At 72.6% G+C, this 14,311-nt stretch carries 10 protein-coding genes, 3 tRNA genes and 1 pseudogene; 7 read left to right on the forward strand and 7 right to left on the reverse strand.

All coding sequences use genetic code 11. From position 1 onward, the window contains the following. Positions 1-223 precede the first annotated feature (223 nt). Positions 224-2,614: pseudogene (locus ACO0E0_RS03725) on the forward strand (bifunctional proline dehydrogenase/L-glutamate gamma-semialdehyde dehydrogenase); the annotation flags it as partial. Positions 2,615-3,529: 915 nt separating this feature from the next. On the opposite strand, the gene ACO0E0_RS03730 reads toward ACO0E0_RS03725, so the two are convergent. Both ACO0E0_RS03730 and ACO0E0_RS03735 read right to left on the reverse strand, forming a co-directional pair. Beyond that, complete coding sequence (locus ACO0E0_RS03730; protein ID WP_422870062.1) at positions 3,530-4,279, reverse strand: YqjF family protein; 750 nt, start codon at positions 4,277-4,279, stop codon at positions 3,530-3,532. Beyond that, entirely contained in the window at positions 4,276-4,713 is a 438-nt protein-coding gene (locus ACO0E0_RS03735) for an Lrp/AsnC family transcriptional regulator (protein ID WP_422870063.1), read from the reverse strand. The genes ACO0E0_RS03730 and ACO0E0_RS03735 overlap by 4 nt, the downstream gene beginning before the upstream one ends. Before the next feature lie 234 nt (positions 4,714-4,947). On the opposite strand from ACO0E0_RS03735, the gene ddaH reads away from it, so the two are divergent. Together ddaH and rocD are read left to right on the forward strand one after the other, a co-directional pair. After that, entirely contained in the window at positions 4,948-5,841 is an 894-nt protein-coding gene (ddaH, locus tag ACO0E0_RS03740; protein WP_422870064.1) for a dimethylargininase, read from the forward strand. Beyond that, entirely contained in the window at positions 5,841-7,067 is a 1,227-nt protein-coding gene (gene rocD, locus ACO0E0_RS03745; RefSeq protein ID WP_422870065.1) for an ornithine--oxo-acid transaminase, read from the forward strand. The genes ddaH and rocD overlap by 1 nt, the downstream gene beginning before the upstream one ends. A gap of 193 nt (positions 7,068-7,260) precedes the next feature. Here rocD and ACO0E0_RS03750 read toward each other — a convergent pair whose 3' ends face one another. From ACO0E0_RS03750 to ACO0E0_RS03765, 4 genes are all read right to left on the reverse strand, one after another. Further along, on the reverse strand, positions 7,261-8,535 hold the full coding sequence (locus ACO0E0_RS03750; protein WP_422870066.1) for an MFS transporter: 1,275 nt from the start codon (positions 8,533-8,535) through the stop codon (positions 7,261-7,263). A gap of 124 nt (positions 8,536-8,659) precedes the next feature. Next, positions 8,660-8,732, reverse strand: a tRNA-Phe gene (locus tag ACO0E0_RS03755). A gap of 57 nt (positions 8,733-8,789) precedes the next feature. Beyond that, positions 8,790-8,866 (reverse strand) — tRNA-Asp (locus ACO0E0_RS03760). A 51-nt stretch (positions 8,867-8,917) separates the two neighbouring features. Then, positions 8,918-8,990: transfer RNA gene (locus tag ACO0E0_RS03765), tRNA-Glu, on the reverse strand. A gap of 293 nt (positions 8,991-9,283) precedes the next feature. Here ACO0E0_RS03765 and ACO0E0_RS03770 point away from each other — a divergent pair. Continuing rightward, the gene (locus tag ACO0E0_RS03770; protein ID WP_422870067.1) at positions 9,284-10,543 is read left to right on the forward strand and encodes a M23 family metallopeptidase; all 1,260 of its coding nucleotides are present in this window, start codon (positions 9,284-9,286) and stop codon (positions 10,541-10,543) included. A 32-nt stretch (positions 10,544-10,575) separates the two neighbouring features. Next, entirely contained in the window at positions 10,576-12,030 is a 1,455-nt protein-coding gene (locus ACO0E0_RS03775; RefSeq protein ID WP_422870068.1) for a C40 family peptidase, read from the forward strand. Positions 12,031-12,125: 95 nt separating this feature from the next. On the opposite strand, the gene ACO0E0_RS03780 is transcribed toward ACO0E0_RS03775, so the two are convergent. Further along, positions 12,126-12,614, reverse strand: coding sequence for an inorganic diphosphatase (locus tag ACO0E0_RS03780; RefSeq protein ID WP_422870069.1), 489 nt, complete (start codon positions 12,612-12,614; stop codon positions 12,126-12,128). Positions 12,615-12,669: 55 nt separating this feature from the next. Here ACO0E0_RS03780 and tilS point away from each other — a divergent pair, with 55 nt between their 5' ends. Then, a complete protein-coding gene (gene tilS / locus ACO0E0_RS03785) occupies positions 12,670-13,728 on the forward strand; it encodes a tRNA lysidine(34) synthetase TilS (RefSeq protein ID WP_422870070.1) in 1,059 nt (352 codons plus the stop codon). A 13-nt stretch (positions 13,729-13,741) separates the two neighbouring features. After that, positions 13,742-14,293 (forward strand): hypoxanthine phosphoribosyltransferase, encoded by a 552-nt coding sequence (hpt, locus tag ACO0E0_RS03790; protein WP_422870071.1) that lies wholly within the window; start codon positions 13,742-13,744, stop codon positions 14,291-14,293. The last annotated feature ends 18 nt before the right edge of the window (positions 14,294-14,311 follow it).

Genomic DNA, 14,311 nt, shown 5'->3' on the forward strand with positions numbered 1-14,311 from the left:
GGGCCTCGACTTCACGCTCGGGTTCATCGACCGGGTGATCCGCCCCGAGGACCCGAAGGTCGCCGCTGCGAACCTGGAACGGCTGGCGCAGGACGTCCCCGACCCCCTCGCCTGGTACCTCCGCGGTGCCGTGACCGTCGGCGGGGGGTTCGCCCAGATGATGCCCTGGGCGGTGATCCCGACCGCGCGACGCATCCTCCGCCGGATGGCGGGACACCTCGTGATGGACGCCACGCCCGCCAAGCTCGGACAGGCACTCGCCCGGATCGCCGGACCGGGCACCGAGCTCGACGTCACCCTCCTCGGCGACGCCGTGCTCGGGAGCGCGGAGTCCGACCGTCGGCTCCAGGGCACGATGGACCTCCTCGCCCGCGACGACGTCGACCACGTCACGACCACGGTGGCCGCCGCGGTCCCGCAGCTGTCCCTGTGGGCCTTCGACGAGACCGTGCGCCGCGCGGTCGACCGGCTCGTCCCGTTGTACCGGACCGCGGCGGACCGTCAGCCCGCCGGGTTCGTCACCCTCGCGATGGAGCACCACCGGGACCTCGACGTGACGCTCGCCGTGTTCCGGACACTGCTCGACCGGCCGGAGTTCAGCGGACTGTCGGCCGGCATCGTTCTGCAGGCGTCCCTGCCGGATGCCCAGCGGGCGCTCGACGAGCTCACCCGGTGGGCGATCGCCCGGCGGGCACGGGGCGGCGCGCCCATCTCGGTGCGCATCGTCAAGGGCGCGTCCTGGTCGACCGAGCGGGTCGAGTCGCTCCTGCAGGACCGGCCCCTCGCGACCTGGGGCAGCAAGCGGGAGACCGACACCGCGTACCTTCGGATGCTCGACAGCGCGCTCACCGAGGAGCGCACCGACGCCGTCCGGGTCGGGGTCGCGGGGCACGACCTGTTCGACCTGGCGACCGCGTGGGTGCTCGCGGGACGCCGGGGCGTGCAGGACTCGCTCGACGTCGAGATGCTGCTCGGCATGACGGCGACCTCGGCCGACGCCGTCCGGGCCGACGTCGGACGGATCCGGCTCCTCGCCCCGGTCGTCCAGCCCGACGCGTTCCACACCGCGATCGGGTACCTGGCTCGACGGCTCCAGGAGAGCGCGAGCAGTGACGGTGCCGCAGCGAGCGCGTTCGCCGTGGACACGGACGGCGGCGCGTCCGCACGCCAGGAACAGCGGTACCGGGAGTCCGTCGCGGCGCTCGCCGACCCCGTTCCGCGCACGCTCCGCGCCGAGGACCGCTCCGTCCCGCTCGGCGAGCCCGTGCTCCGGGACGGCTTCAGCAGCACGGCCGACACCGACCCGACCATCGCCGCGAACCGGGCCTGGGCCGGCGAGGTCCTCCGTCGCGTGCCGGCGTCGACGCTCGGCCGCCAGACGATCCGGAACGCCCGCGTCGTCGACCGCGGTCGGCTCGAACGCATCGTCGCACAGACTGCGCAGGCCGGCGTGAACTGGGGCCGCCAGGACCCGGAGGTCCGGGCCGAACTGCTCGACCTCATCGGCCACGAACTCCAGGAGCGGCGCGCGGACCTCATCGAGGTGATGTCGTCCGAGACCGGCATGACCCTGACCGAGGCCGACGCCGAGGTGAGCGAGGCGATCGACCACGCCCACCACGCCGCGGACCGCGCCCGGCACCTCGCCGACATCACCGACGCGACGTTCGTGCCGCCGCGGCTCACGGTCGTCGTGCCCGCTTGGAGCACCCCGGTCGCGACCCCGGCCGGCGGCGTGCTCGCCGCGCTCGCCGCCGGGTCCGGTGTCGTCCTGAAACCCGCTCCCCAGGCCAAGCGCTCCGGCGCGGTGCTCGCGGACGTCCTCTGGGACGCCGGGGTGCCGCACTCGCTCCTCGCGCTGGTCGACATCGACGAGGACCAGCTCGGCCGCGAGCTCGTCGGGCACTCGACCGTCGACCGGGTGGTCCTCACCGGCTCACCCGAGACCGCGCGGTCGTTCCGGTGGTGGCGGGCCGGGCTCCCGCTCACCGCCGCGACGAGCGGCAAGAACGCGATGGTCGTCACCCCCGCCGCCGACCTCGACCGCGCCGTGCAGGACATCGTCGCGAGCGCCTACGAGCACGCCGGCCAGCGATGCTCTGCCGCGTCGCTCGTGGTCCTCGTCGGGTCGGTCGCGCAGAGCGAACGGTTCCGTCGACAGCTCGTCGACGCGGTCCGGACCCTCCGCGTCGCATGGCCGGACGATCCGTCGGCGCAGATGGGACCGCTCATCGAGGAACCACGTGCGGCGCTCCGCGCCGGGCTCTCCGAGCTCGGCCCCGGCGAGTCCTGGCTGCTCCGCCCGGAACCCCTCGACGACTCCGGGCGGCTCTGGTCCCCGGGGCTCCGCGACGGCGTCCGCCCGGGCAGCGACTTCCACCAGACGGTGTACCCGGGTCCGGTGGTCGGCATCATGACCGCGGAGACCCTGGACGACGCGATCGCGATCCAGAACGGCACCGATTACGGCCTGTCCGCGGGCATCCACTCGCTCGACGTCGACGAGGTGGCGCAGTGGATCGACCAGGTGCAGGCCGGCAACCTGTTCGTCAACCGCGGCATCACCGGCGCGCGGGTCCGGCGGCAGCCCTACGGCGGGTGGAGACGGTCCTCGGTCGGGACCGGCACCAAGCCCGGCGGGTCGCTGTACGTGGCGGCGCTCGGCCGGTTCGAACGGTCGCCCCGGCCGGTGCACAAGTCCATCCAGCTGCACGGTCTCCCGGCGCGGGTCACGAACCTCATCGAGGCGTCCCGGCCCGGGCTCACGTTCGAGGAGTTCGACCAGGTCCGTGCCGGTGCGCTGAGCGACGTCGCCGCGCGCGCCTCCGAGTACGGCGTCCCCCACGACCCGGCGGGACTCGTCGTCGAGCGGAACGTGCTGCGGTACCGGCCGCAGTCCGTGATCGTCCGCCGTTCCGAGGGCGCGCCGACGGGCGACCTCGTCCGCGTGCTCGCCGCCGCGACCGCTGCACGGGCACACGTGCTGCTGAGCACGGCGGTCCCGCTCCCCGGGACCCTCGTCCAGCTGCTCGCCGGGAGCCGTCCTCCGCTGCACGTCGTCGACCACGTCGTCGAGTCCGACGCCGACTGGCTGCGCCGCGCTGCGAGCGGGGCGGTGTTCCGCGAGCAGTGGTCGGCCGGTGCGGAGGACGACGAGCAGGACGACCTCACGCGTGCGCTCACCCCGAGCTACGAGCCGATCCCGCACACGGCCTTCGGCGGTCCGGGGGCGCGGATCCGGCTCCTCGGCGGCGACGCGATCGCGCTGGAGGACGCACTCGGAGCGTCGGCGGACGTCCCACCGTGCTCCACCGCCCGCCGCCCGCCGCCCGTCGCCCACCGCCCGTCGCCCGCTGCCCGTCGACCGTCGACCGCCGCGGCGCGCCGCCGCCCGTCTACCGTGCAGTTCGGCCCCGTGTTCGGCTCGGACACGGGGCGGAACTGCACGCTCGGCGCGGCGCAGAGCAGGCGGCGCGGCGCAGAGCGGTCGGCGCGGCGCGGTCGGCGCGGACGACCCGGGGCGCGCCGGTCAGCGAGTGCCCGCAGCGAAGCCCGTCTGCACGCCGGGGGACCACAGGACGGAGTCCGGCGGGACGTCGGCGAGCGACCGGGGGAGCCCGGCGGCCCCGAGCAGGTCGTCGTGCAGGACGTCGCATGAGGCTCGGTGGAGCTCCCATGCCGCGTGCTCGTTCGGCCAGAACCGCGTGACGCCCGCCCGCCGCACGTGCATGCCCCAGCGCGCCGTGAGGAACTGGTCCACGGGCGTCGGTGTCGGGATCCGGTCGCCGATCGTGACGTCGAACCGGGAACGCAGTGACGACCCGTGCCGCCGTATCGCGTAGGACACGGACGGCCCGTCGCGCCGCACCGCGGCCTGCGCCCAGTGGTACGGCAGCGCGAGCATCGTCCGGGCCGCGACCGCGGGCAGGAACCGCCCGGCGTCGAGCGACAGGAACACCACGCCCCGTCGTCCGGCTTCGTCGACCGTGTACACGCGGACGTTCACCTCGACGAACGTGCCGAGTCGTCGCATCGGGGCGAGCGGCGGGAACGCGGTGTCCCGGAACACGAACCCGATGAGCCCGACCCACGTGGTCGTCCCGTCGTCGGACCCGTCGGCTGCCATGGTGTCCGGTCGGGTCCCCGCCGGGAGCAGCGGCGCGACGGCCGACACGTCCACCCGCCAGTGCAGGAACACGACGTCGCCCCACCCCTGGGTGACGAACGCGCGGCCGGGGAGCGCCGGAGCGGACGGCGTGATCGGCGTCGGCGCGGTCATGCCGTCTCGCGGGAGACCAGTCGTGACAGGACGATCGCGCTCCGGGTGTGGTCGACGTGCGCGGCGAGGCGGACGCGGTCGAGGGCCTCCTCGAGCGACGGGAGGTCCCGGCTCCGCATGTGCACCACGGCGTCGGCGCTCCCCGTGACGGTCCCGGCACCGACGACCTCGGGGACGCCCTCGAGCAGCACGCGCAGCTCGTCGGGCGACACGGTGCCACGACAGTAGAGCTCGACCCAGGCCTCGGTCCCACGATCCTCGACCGCCGGGTCGACCTTGATCGTGAACCCCTGGATCACCCCGTCCGCGACGAGCCGGTCCACGCGCCGCTTGACGGCCGATGCCGAGAGCCCGACGACGGACCCGATGTCGCCGTAGCCGGCGCGGGCGTTCTCCCGGAGCTGGTCCAGGATGCGGTGGTCGAGCGAGTCCATTGCCGTCATCGTACGCGCGGTCGTTGCGTCGACACCGTGTCCACGCACGTTTCCTGCGTGACCTCACACCCCCGGTCCTGGGGCTACGAGTGCCCGGGGTGCCGTGCCAGACTGGGCCACGGCGTCGACCTGGTCCGCCTCGTGACAACGGGTGAGTGAGCCTGCATCTCGCCTGCAGCTTCCGAGATGGTGGTTCCCTGACAGGCTCGGGACCCCGGTTCCAGGAGACATCAAGTGTCCAACCCGGCTCCCGCCCAGTCCGCCGCTCCCGTCCGCACCGCGACGAAGCGCACCATCCTCATGTGCAAGCCGACGCACTACACGGTCAGCTACCGGATCAACCCGTGGATGCACCCCGAGGACCCCACCGACACGTCGAAGGCCGTCGCGCAGTGGCAGACGCTGTACGACGTGTACGAGCAGCTCGGCTTCGACATCGCGCTCATCGACCCGATCGACGGCCTGCCGGACATGGTCTACGCGGCGAACGGCGGCTTCGTGCTCGACGGCGTCGCCTACGGCGCGAAGTTCCAGTACCCGGAGCGCCAGCCCGAGGGCCCGGCGTACATGGACTGGTTCCGGGACGCCGGCCTCCGGGTCGCGGAGCCGGTCGAGACGAACGAGGGCGAAGGCGACTTCCTGCTCGTCGGCGACGTCATCCTCGCGGGGACCGGGTTCCGGAGCGACAGCACCTCGCACGAGGAGATCGCGCGGGTCTACGGCCGCGAGGTCGTGACGCTGAAGCTCGTCAACCCGAACTTCTACCACCTCGACACCGCGATCGCGGTGCTCGACCCGGAGCCCACCGCGGACGGCACGAGCAACATCGCCTACCTCGAGTCGGCGTTCGACGACGCGTCCCTCGCGATCCTCCGCGAACGGTTCCCGGACGCGGTCATCGCGACGGAGGAGGACGCGGCGATCCTCGGACTGAACTCCTACAGCGACGGGTACAACGTCGTCATCGCCTCGCGGGCGACGACGTTCGAGCAGCAGCTCCGGGACCGCGGCTACAACCCGATCGGCGTCGACCTGTCCGAGCTCCTGCTCGGCGGTGGCGGCGTGAAGTGCTGCACGCTCGACCTGCACCCGGTCGGCACCGGCACGAGCACGGCACAGGAGTCCTGATGTCCGGCGTCGAGACCGGCGCCCGGACCGCTGACGCCGTCGAACGCGAGGGCCGCACCCTCGCGCACAACTACGCCCCGCTGCCGGTCGTCATCGCGACGGGCGAGGGCGCGTGGCTGACCGACGTCGAGGGCACGCGGTACCTCGACGGGCTCGCGGCGTACTCCGCGGTGAACTTCGGACACGGCAACGCACGACTGGTCGACACCGCCAAACGACAGCTCGACCGGGTGACCCTGACGAGCCGCGCGTTCTCGAGCGACCGCCTCGGCCCGTTCGCCGAGGCGCTGGCGGACCTCGCCGGGACCGACATGGTCCTGCCGATGAACACCGGCGCCGAGGCGGTCGAGTCCGCCGTCAAGGTCGCCCGCGCCTGGGGCTACCGCGTCAAGGGCGTCCCGGACGGCCAGGCGACGATCATCGTCGCGGCGGGGAACTTCCACGGCCGCACCACGACGATCGTCTCGTTCTCGGACGACCCGGTCGCACGTGCGGGTTTCGGCCCGTACACGCCGGGCTTCCGGATCGTGCCCTACGGGGACGCCGACGCGCTCGCCGCGGCCATGGACGACACCGTGGTCGGTGTCCTGCTCGAGCCGATCCAGGGCGAGGGCGGCGTCATCATCCCGCCGGCGGACTACCTGCCGGCGGTCCGGGCGATCTGCGACGAGCACGGCGCGCTGTTCATCGCGGACGAGATCCAGTCGGGCCTCGGGCGCACCGGTGCGACGTTCGCCGTGGACCGCGTCGGCGTACGGCCGGACCTGATGACCCTCGGCAAGGCCCTCGGCGGCGGGATCGTCCCGGTGTCCGCGGTGGTCGGTCGTGCCGACGTGCTGGGCGTCCTCCGTCCCGGCGAGCACGGGTCGACGTTCGGCGGGAACCCGCTCGCGGCCGCCGTCGGACTCGAGGTCGTCACGATGCTGCAGGAGGGGACGTTCCAGGCCCGTGCGGCGGCGGGCGAGTCCGTGCTCCGGGGTGCGCTCGACGGCATGGTCGGCAACGGCGTCGAGCGCTCGCGGATCGCCGGACTCTGGGCCGGCATCGACATCGACCCCGCGCTCGCGACCGGCCGCGAGGTCTCGCTCCGCCTCATGGAGCGCGGCGTCCTCGTCAAGGACACCCACGGGTCGACGATCCGGTTCGCCCCACCGCTGGTCGTCACGGACGACGAGCTCGGGTTCGCGATGGACGCGCTCGCCGGGGTGCTCGCAGGTCTGTCCTAGGTCCGGGACGCGCGCGCGTCACGCGAGCCGCGCCTCCAGTCCGCACCGGTCTGGAGGCGCGGCTCGCGTCGTTCCCGCCCCGTCCTGTCCGGCGGGCGGTCGCGTCCGTGCCTGCGAGGCTGTCGTCCTGCCCGCACTCCGACGGGACTGCTGTCGTCTGCGCCCCTCCGTGTCGCGTTCCCGGGATCCCGCCTCACCGTGCGGCGACCGGTTCCGTCGGCAGGGTGCGCATGCCGAGGAGCGGCGAGACCACGACGGGCACCGAGGCGAGGAGCGTCCCGATGCCGGCGGTCCACATCGTCGCCTCGACACCGAGCCAGGTGCCGAGGAGCCCCGCGACCAACCCGCCGATCGGCATCACGCCCCACACGACGAACCGGACCGAGGCGTTCATCCGGCCGAGGAGCTCCGGCGGGCAGATGCGCTGGCGGTAGGTCAGCTGCGTGATGTTGTAGACGAGCACGCCGAAGCTCGTGAGGAGCTCAGCGACCACGAGCAGGGGCACCGCCACCGGCGGGAACAGTCCCGGGCTCGCGAGGAGGAGTGCGCCGACCCCGCTGAGGACCGCGGCCAGGGGGATGGACGTCCCCTCGCCGAAGCGCTTCGCGAAACGTGCCGCGAACACCGCGCCGAGCAACCCGCCGACCGCACCGACGCTCGTCGCGACCCCCCAGACGACCGTGCCGAGGTCGAGGTGACGCAGCACCAGGAGCGGCAGCATCGTGTACGAGATCGTCGAGGAGAAGTTCGACCCGGCCGTCGTCATCACCACACGGACGAGCAGTCGTTGGCGGACGACGAACGCGAGGCCCTCGCGGATCTCGGTGACGAGGGGGAGTCGCTCGTGCTTCGGCTTCGGGCTCTCGTCGTCCCGGATCGTCGACAGGGAAACGAACGACACGAGGAAGCTCAGTGCGTCGATCCCCACGACGACGGCCGGTTCCAGGACGGCGAGGAGTGCCCCCGACGCCGCGGGGCCGCCGACCCTGGCGACCTGCTGTGATCCCTCCAGCTTGCCGTTCGCGTCGTGCAGGATCGCCGCGGGCACGATGCGGGGCGGGTAGCTCTGGTAGGCGACGTCGAAGAACACGGTGGCCGCGCCGACGAGTGCCGCGACGACCATGAGGTGCCAGATCGTCAGGACGCCGAGCAGCCACGCCACCGGTACGGTCGCGAGCAGCACGGCGCGGAGCAGGTCCGCCGTGAGCATGACGCGGCGCTTCCGCATCCGGTCGACCCAGGCGCCGGCGGGGAGCCCGATCACGAGGAACGCCACGGTCTCGAGGGCGTTGAGCAGGCCGATCTGGAACGTCGACGCCGCGAGGACGGTGACCGCGAGCGTCGGGACGGCGAGGCCGGCGAGCTGTGTGCCGACGGCGCTCGCGGTCTGCCCGCCCCAGAGCCGGAGGAACGCGCTGTTCCGCCACACGGTCGGCGCGGGCGTCGTGGCGGCGTCGTCGTTCCCCATGTCGGTCAGTGTGCCGGAGAGCGGTCGAGCTCCGCAGCCCCCCGCGCGCGTCCGAGCGGCGCACCGCGCGGCGCCGCACGCACGACGAAGGCCCCGGGCGAACCCGGGGCCTTCTGTGCTGCTGTGGCTGGACGCGGCGTCGATCCGCGGACCTTTCGATTTTCAGTCGAACGCTCTACCAACTGAGCTACCCAGCCGAAGGGGCCGCTCCGAAGAGCGACCCCGAGACGCGCCGATCCGTGGACCGGACGCCATGGCGACCCTGACGGGACTTGAACCCGCGACCTCCGCCGTGACAGGGCGGCACGCTAACCAACTGCGCTACAGGGCCATGTTGAGTTGCGATCTCGGTGCTGCTGCTGACGGTGTCCCATGACCACGGTGACCCCAACGGGATTCGAACCCGTGCTGCCGCCGTGAAAGGGCGGTGTCCTAGGCCACTAAACGATGGGGCCGTCAGCGATGCTTTCCCGCTACCGAGGGACAAGCATACGGAAGGGTGCCGCGAATTCCAAACCGAGTGGACGGCCACCGGTCGCCCCGGCGTGTCGCCCCCGCCGGACGGTGCTCCGACAGGTTCACTCGCCCGGAGGAGAAACCGTGCTGTCGGTACTTCCGCGTGCCGTCGTCGGCGTTGCCTGCCCCCTCGCTCAGGGGGGTGGAAGCGTCGGCACCCCTGTTGTTACTGTTACGTCTGTTGACAGTGTTACGTGCGTGAGCCATGCCGCGCTGTTACGAAATCGAGACCATGACCTCTTCCACCACGCCCCTCCGCCGAGCAGTGCCCTCGCGTCGCCGAGCTGTCGCCCTCGCGGTGGTCGTCGCGCTCGCCGGTGGCATGCTCGCCGCGACCGGGTCCGCCACGACGGCATCGGCCACGAGTTACCCGAGCTGGGCGGACGTCCAGGCGGCGAAGGCCTCCGCGGCCGCGCAGCAGGCCAAGGTCGACGAGATCAACGCGCTCATCACCTCCCTCCAGCAGAAGGTGTCGGACACCCAGGCGGCAGCGGCCAGGGCCGGGCAGGTCTACCAGACCGCACAGACCAAGTTCGACGAGGCGAGTCTCCGGGAGCAGAAGCTCGTGACGCAGGCACGGGCCGCCGAGGAGACCGCCGCGGCGTCCGAGACCCAGGCCGGCCAGCTCGCCGCACAGCTCGGCCGGTCGAGCAGCAGCGACGTCACGAGCAACCTGCTCACGCACCCGACCGGTGCGGGAGACCTGCTCTACCAGCTCGGTGCGATGTCGAAGCTCACCGAGCAGGCCGACGGCATCTACGAGCAGGCGAGCCAGGCCCGGGGCACGGCGCAGTCGCTCGCCGACCAGGCCGACGTCGCGAAGCGGGCCCTCGGCGCACTCCGTGACGACGCGCAGACCAAGCTGCAGGCCGCGAACGACGCCTCGTCCGCCGCGGAGTCCGCGCTCTCGGACCAGAGCGACAACAAGACACGACTCGACGCCCAGCTGACCGCACTCACGACGAACGCGTCCGACGTCGAGGCGAACTACCAGAAGGGCGTCGAAGCGGCTCGGGCCGCCGCCGCAGCGGCCGCTGCCGAGGCAGCTCGGCAGGCGAGGGCCGCGAGCGCGACGCCGAACGCCTCCGGGTGGGTCCGGCCCTCCGGTGGTGGGCAGACGAGCCCCTTCGGCTACCGCATCGACCCGTACAACCACGCCTACGCGCTGCACGCCGGCGTGGACCTCGCACCGAGTTGCGGTGCGCCGATCTACGCCGCACACGCCGGGACCGTGCTGTTCGCGGCGAACGGCGGCGGCTACGGCAACGAGGTCATCCTCGACAACGGCGGTGGCGTCTCCACCGCGTACGGGCACATCGTCAACGGCGGCTTCCTGGTCCAGCAGGGGCAGACCGTCCAGGCGGGGCAGCAGATCGCGCGCGTCGGGTCCACCGGCTGGTCGACGGGCTGCCACCTCCACTTCGAGACCCGGGTGAACGGCGCTGCCGTCGACCCGGTCCCCTTCATGGCTGCGCGGGGGATCTCGGTATGACCACGAGCGCGCCCAGGAGGCCCTGACCCCACATGAAGCCCGCACGCTCTCTGATCGGAGGTGCCGCGACCCTCGCCGTCGTCGGACTCACGCTCTCGCTCGCGACCTGCACCACGGCGACCGCCGCACCGGGCACGGGCGGTTCGGGCTCGGGCGGCTCGTCGAGCATCGCCTCGGCCCCGAGCTGGGCCGACGTGCAGGCGGCCAAGGCCTCCCAGGCGGCGACCGAGACCCAGATCGACGCCATGACGTCCTCCCTGCAGTCGCTCCAGGACACGGCGACGGAGGCCTCGATCGCGTCGCAGCAGGCCGGGGAGTCGTACTCGCGGGCCGTTGCGAAGCAGCAGGACGCGCAGAACGCCGTCGACACGCTCGACCGCCAGTCGCGAGCAGCCGCCACGAAGGCCAAGGCCTCGGCGCAGCAGGTCGCCGGGCTCGTCGTCGAACTGTCCCGGACGGGCGGCGGGGACCTCTCCACGTCGATGCTCACCGACGGCTCGGACGCCAAGGACCTCCTCTACAAGGTCGGCGCGATGTCGCACCTCTCCGAGCGCTCCGCCGGGATCCTCGCCCAGGCCGAGACCGATCAGCGCCAGGTGGACGCCGTCAAGGCCCAGGCATCGGTGGCGAAGGACGCGCTGAAGGCCGCGGCCGCCGCGTCGAAGTCCTCGCTCGACGCCGCGAACGACGCCGCTGCGGCATCGGCGACGAAGCTCTCGGACGTCCAGTCGCAGCAGTCGACGCTGTTCGACCAGCTCGCGTACCTCAAGGGCACCACGGCGGCGACCGAGTCGGCGTACTTCGAGTCCCAGGAGGCGGCTGCGGCGGCAGCGGCCCTCGCGTCGGCGGCACCGGCCCGGACGACGACGAGCGCCGGCAGCCCGAGCAGCAGCACGGGCGCCGGCAGCACGAGCAGCGGCAGCACCAGCGCGACCGGCAGCGGCAGCAGCAGCGGCGGGACGACCGGCAGCACGAGCACCCCGCCGACCACGACCGGCGGCGGCAGCACCTCCCCGTCCAAGGCCCCGGCCCCCGCCCCCGCGCCGGCTCCCGCACCCGCCCCGGCCCCGGCCCCCGCACCAGCACCGAGCCCCGCACCGACCCCGTCCAAGGGCGCCGCCGCACTCGCCTTCGCGACGGCCCAGATCGGCAAGCCGTACCAGCTCGGTCAACAGGGCCCGAACGCCTACGACTGCTCGGGTCTCGTCCGGGCCTCCTACGCCGCGCAGGGCGTCGCGACCGGCGGGTACGGGGTCGGCCAGCAGTACAACTACTTCAAGTCACTCGGCCGACTCGTCCCTCGCTCCCAGGCGCAGCCCGGGGACATCATCTTCTACGCCAACGCGGGCGGGTTCTACCACGACACGATCTACGCCGGCGGCGGATCCATGGTCGAGGCACCGCACCCGGGCGCGAGCGTCCGCAAGTACTTCGTCTACACCACGGACATCCAGCCGATGGTCGCCCGCCCGACCGGCTCGCTGTAGCCCGGCGCGGCCCGACGGAACGACGCGATCCACCCCGCACCGCGTGCTGCGGTCATGCGGGGTGGATCGCGTCGTGTCGTGCGGGCGCCGGTGGATCAGTGCGAGGGGGTGTACGCGGCGAACCCGGCCGCGACGATCTCCTCGGCCTCGGCAGCGTCGCCCCAGCCCTCGGCCTTGACCCACTTGTTCGGCTCGAGGTCCTTGTAGCGCTCGAAGAAGTGCGCGATCTCCGCCTTGGTCTGCTCGTCGACGTCGCCGATGTCCTGGATGTGCTGCCAGCGGGGGTCCTTCGCCGGGACCACGAGGACCTTGGCGTCGGAGCCGGCCTCGTCGCTCATCTTGAAGACGCCGACCGGGCGGACCTTCACGCCGACCCCGGGGAACGTCGGGTACTCGAGGAGGACGAGCGCGTCCACCGGGTCGCCGTCGAGTCCGAGGGTGTTCTCGAAGAACCCGTAGTCGGTCGGGTACACGAAGGACGTGAACAGCACCCGGTCGAGGTACACGCGACCGGTCTCGTGGTCGACCTCGTACTTGTTGCGGCTGCCCTTGGGGATCTCGATGACGACGTCGTACGCGCCCATGTGGTGGTCTCCTCTGCGAGGTGTCGGGGGATCGAAGCGCGGATAACGTTACACAATGCAGATGCACCGACCCCGGCTCTCCCCGGCGGTGGCCGAGGTCCGTCTCGCCGTCCGGAACGGCCTCGCGACGGCCAGGTCCGAGGGGGTGCTGGCCGACGGGGACCTCGTCCTCGTCGCCCTGAGCGGCGGACCCGACTCCCTGGCCCTCGCGGCGGCGACGGCGTTCGAGGCCCCGAAGCAACGGCTCCGCGCCGGCGCGGTGGTCGTCGACCACGCCCTGCAGGCCGGCAGCGCCGAGGTCGCGGCGACCGCCGCCCGCCAGGCAACCGCACTCGGCCTGGCACCCGTGGTCGTCGAGCGCACGGTCGTCGGGACCGCGGGTGGTCCGGAAGCCGCCGCACGGGAGGCCCGGTACCGGTCGCTCACGGCCGTCGCGACCGCGGAACGGTCACCACTCGTCCTCGTGGGCCACACCCTCGACGACCAGGCCGAGACCGTGCTGCTGGGGCTCGCGCGGGGGAGCGGCCCCGACAGCCTGTCCGGCATGGCCCCGCTCGCACGACCGCGGACCGACCACCACGCCCTGACCGTCGGCCCGTCGATCGGTCGGCCACTCCTCGGCGTCCGTCGGGCCGTCACGCACCAGGCCTGCGCCGACAGCGACCTCGACCCGTGGACCGACCCGCAGAACGCGGACCCGGCATCCACGCGGGTCCGCGTGCGGGAACGGGTGTTGCCGAGCCTCCAGGCCGAACTCGGTCCGGGCGTGCCGGAGGCGCTCGCCCGGACCGCCGACCAGCTCCGCGAGGACGCGTCAGCCCTCGACCACTTCGCCGAGGAACTCGCCGAGGAACTGAGCGAGCACTCGGAGGCGGGCATCGCGCTCTCCGTCGTCGGTCTCGCGTCGAACCCGGCGGCGCTCCGGCAACGGCTCGTCCGGCTCGCGGTCGAGAGCGAGTTCGGGGTGGTGCTGTCCCGGCAGCAGACGCTCGAGGTGTGCCGGCTCGTCACGGACTGGTCCGGGCAGGGTCCGCTCGACCTCCCCGGCGTTAGGGTTGAGCGGGTCGGCGCCCGTCTCGCGTTCGCCGCGGCCACCCCCACCCCCCAGCACTGAAGGACTCCATCCCGTGGAACTCTCCGACGTCCAGGACGACCTCAGCGAGGTCCTCTTCACCGCCGAGCAGATCGACGCCCGTCTCGCCGAGCTGGCCCTGGCGGTGGAGGCCGACTACGCCGGTCGGGACCCGTTGCTCGTCGGGGTGCTGAAGGGCGCGGTGATGGTCATGGCGGACTTCTCCCGGCACCTGAAGCTCTCGGCGACGATGGACTGGATGGCGGTGTCGTCGTACGGTTCCGGCACCAAGTCGAGCGGTGTCGTCCGGATCCTCAAGGACCTCGACACCGACCTGCACGGGCGGGACGTCATCATCGTCGAGGACATCATCGACTCGGGGCTGACGCTGTCCTGGCTCCAGCAGAACCTGCGCTCCCGCGGGGCCGCGAGCGTCGAGATCGTCGCCCTGCTCCGGAAGCCCGAGGCCGCCAAGGTGCAGGTGGACGTCAAGTACGTCGGCTACGACATCCCGGACGCGTTCGTGGTCGGCTACGGCCTCGACTACGCCGAGCGCTACCGGAACCTCCGTGGGGTCGGGGTGCTCGCACCGCACGTCTACAGCTGATCCCGCCACCCCGGGGAT

It is taken from the genome of Curtobacterium phyllosphaerae, from assembly GCF_049341865.1.
In the GTDB taxonomy this organism is placed as follows: domain Bacteria; phylum Actinomycetota; class Actinomycetes; order Actinomycetales; family Microbacteriaceae; genus Curtobacterium; species Curtobacterium phyllosphaerae.

What these genes read in the sequence shown, in the direction of transcription:
- tilS (WP_422870070.1), top strand. Translation starts at nt 12,670, where the DNA reads ATGCAGATGCACCGACCCCGGCTCTCCCCGGCGGTGGCCGAGGTCCGT.
- ACO0E0_RS03770 (WP_422870067.1), top strand. Translation starts at nt 9,284, where the DNA reads ATGACCTCTTCCACCACGCCCCTCCGCCGAGCAGTGCCCTCGCGTCGC.
- ACO0E0_RS03750 (WP_422870066.1), bottom strand. Translation starts at nt 8,535, where the DNA reads ATGGGGAACGACGACGCCGCCACGACGCCCGCGCCGACCGTGTGGCGG.
- ACO0E0_RS03775 (WP_422870068.1), top strand. Translation starts at nt 10,576, where the DNA reads ATGAAGCCCGCACGCTCTCTGATCGGAGGTGCCGCGACCCTCGCCGTC.
- rocD (WP_422870065.1), top strand. Translation starts at nt 5,841, where the DNA reads ATGTCCGGCGTCGAGACCGGCGCCCGGACCGCTGACGCCGTCGAACGC.
- ACO0E0_RS03780 (WP_422870069.1), bottom strand. Translation starts at nt 12,614, where the DNA reads ATGGGCGCGTACGACGTCGTCATCGAGATCCCCAAGGGCAGCCGCAAC.
- ACO0E0_RS03735 (WP_422870063.1), bottom strand. Translation starts at nt 4,713, where the DNA reads ATGGACTCGCTCGACCACCGCATCCTGGACCAGCTCCGGGAGAACGCC.
- ACO0E0_RS03730 (WP_422870062.1), bottom strand. Translation starts at nt 4,279, where the DNA reads ATGACCGCGCCGACGCCGATCACGCCGTCCGCTCCGGCGCTCCCCGGC.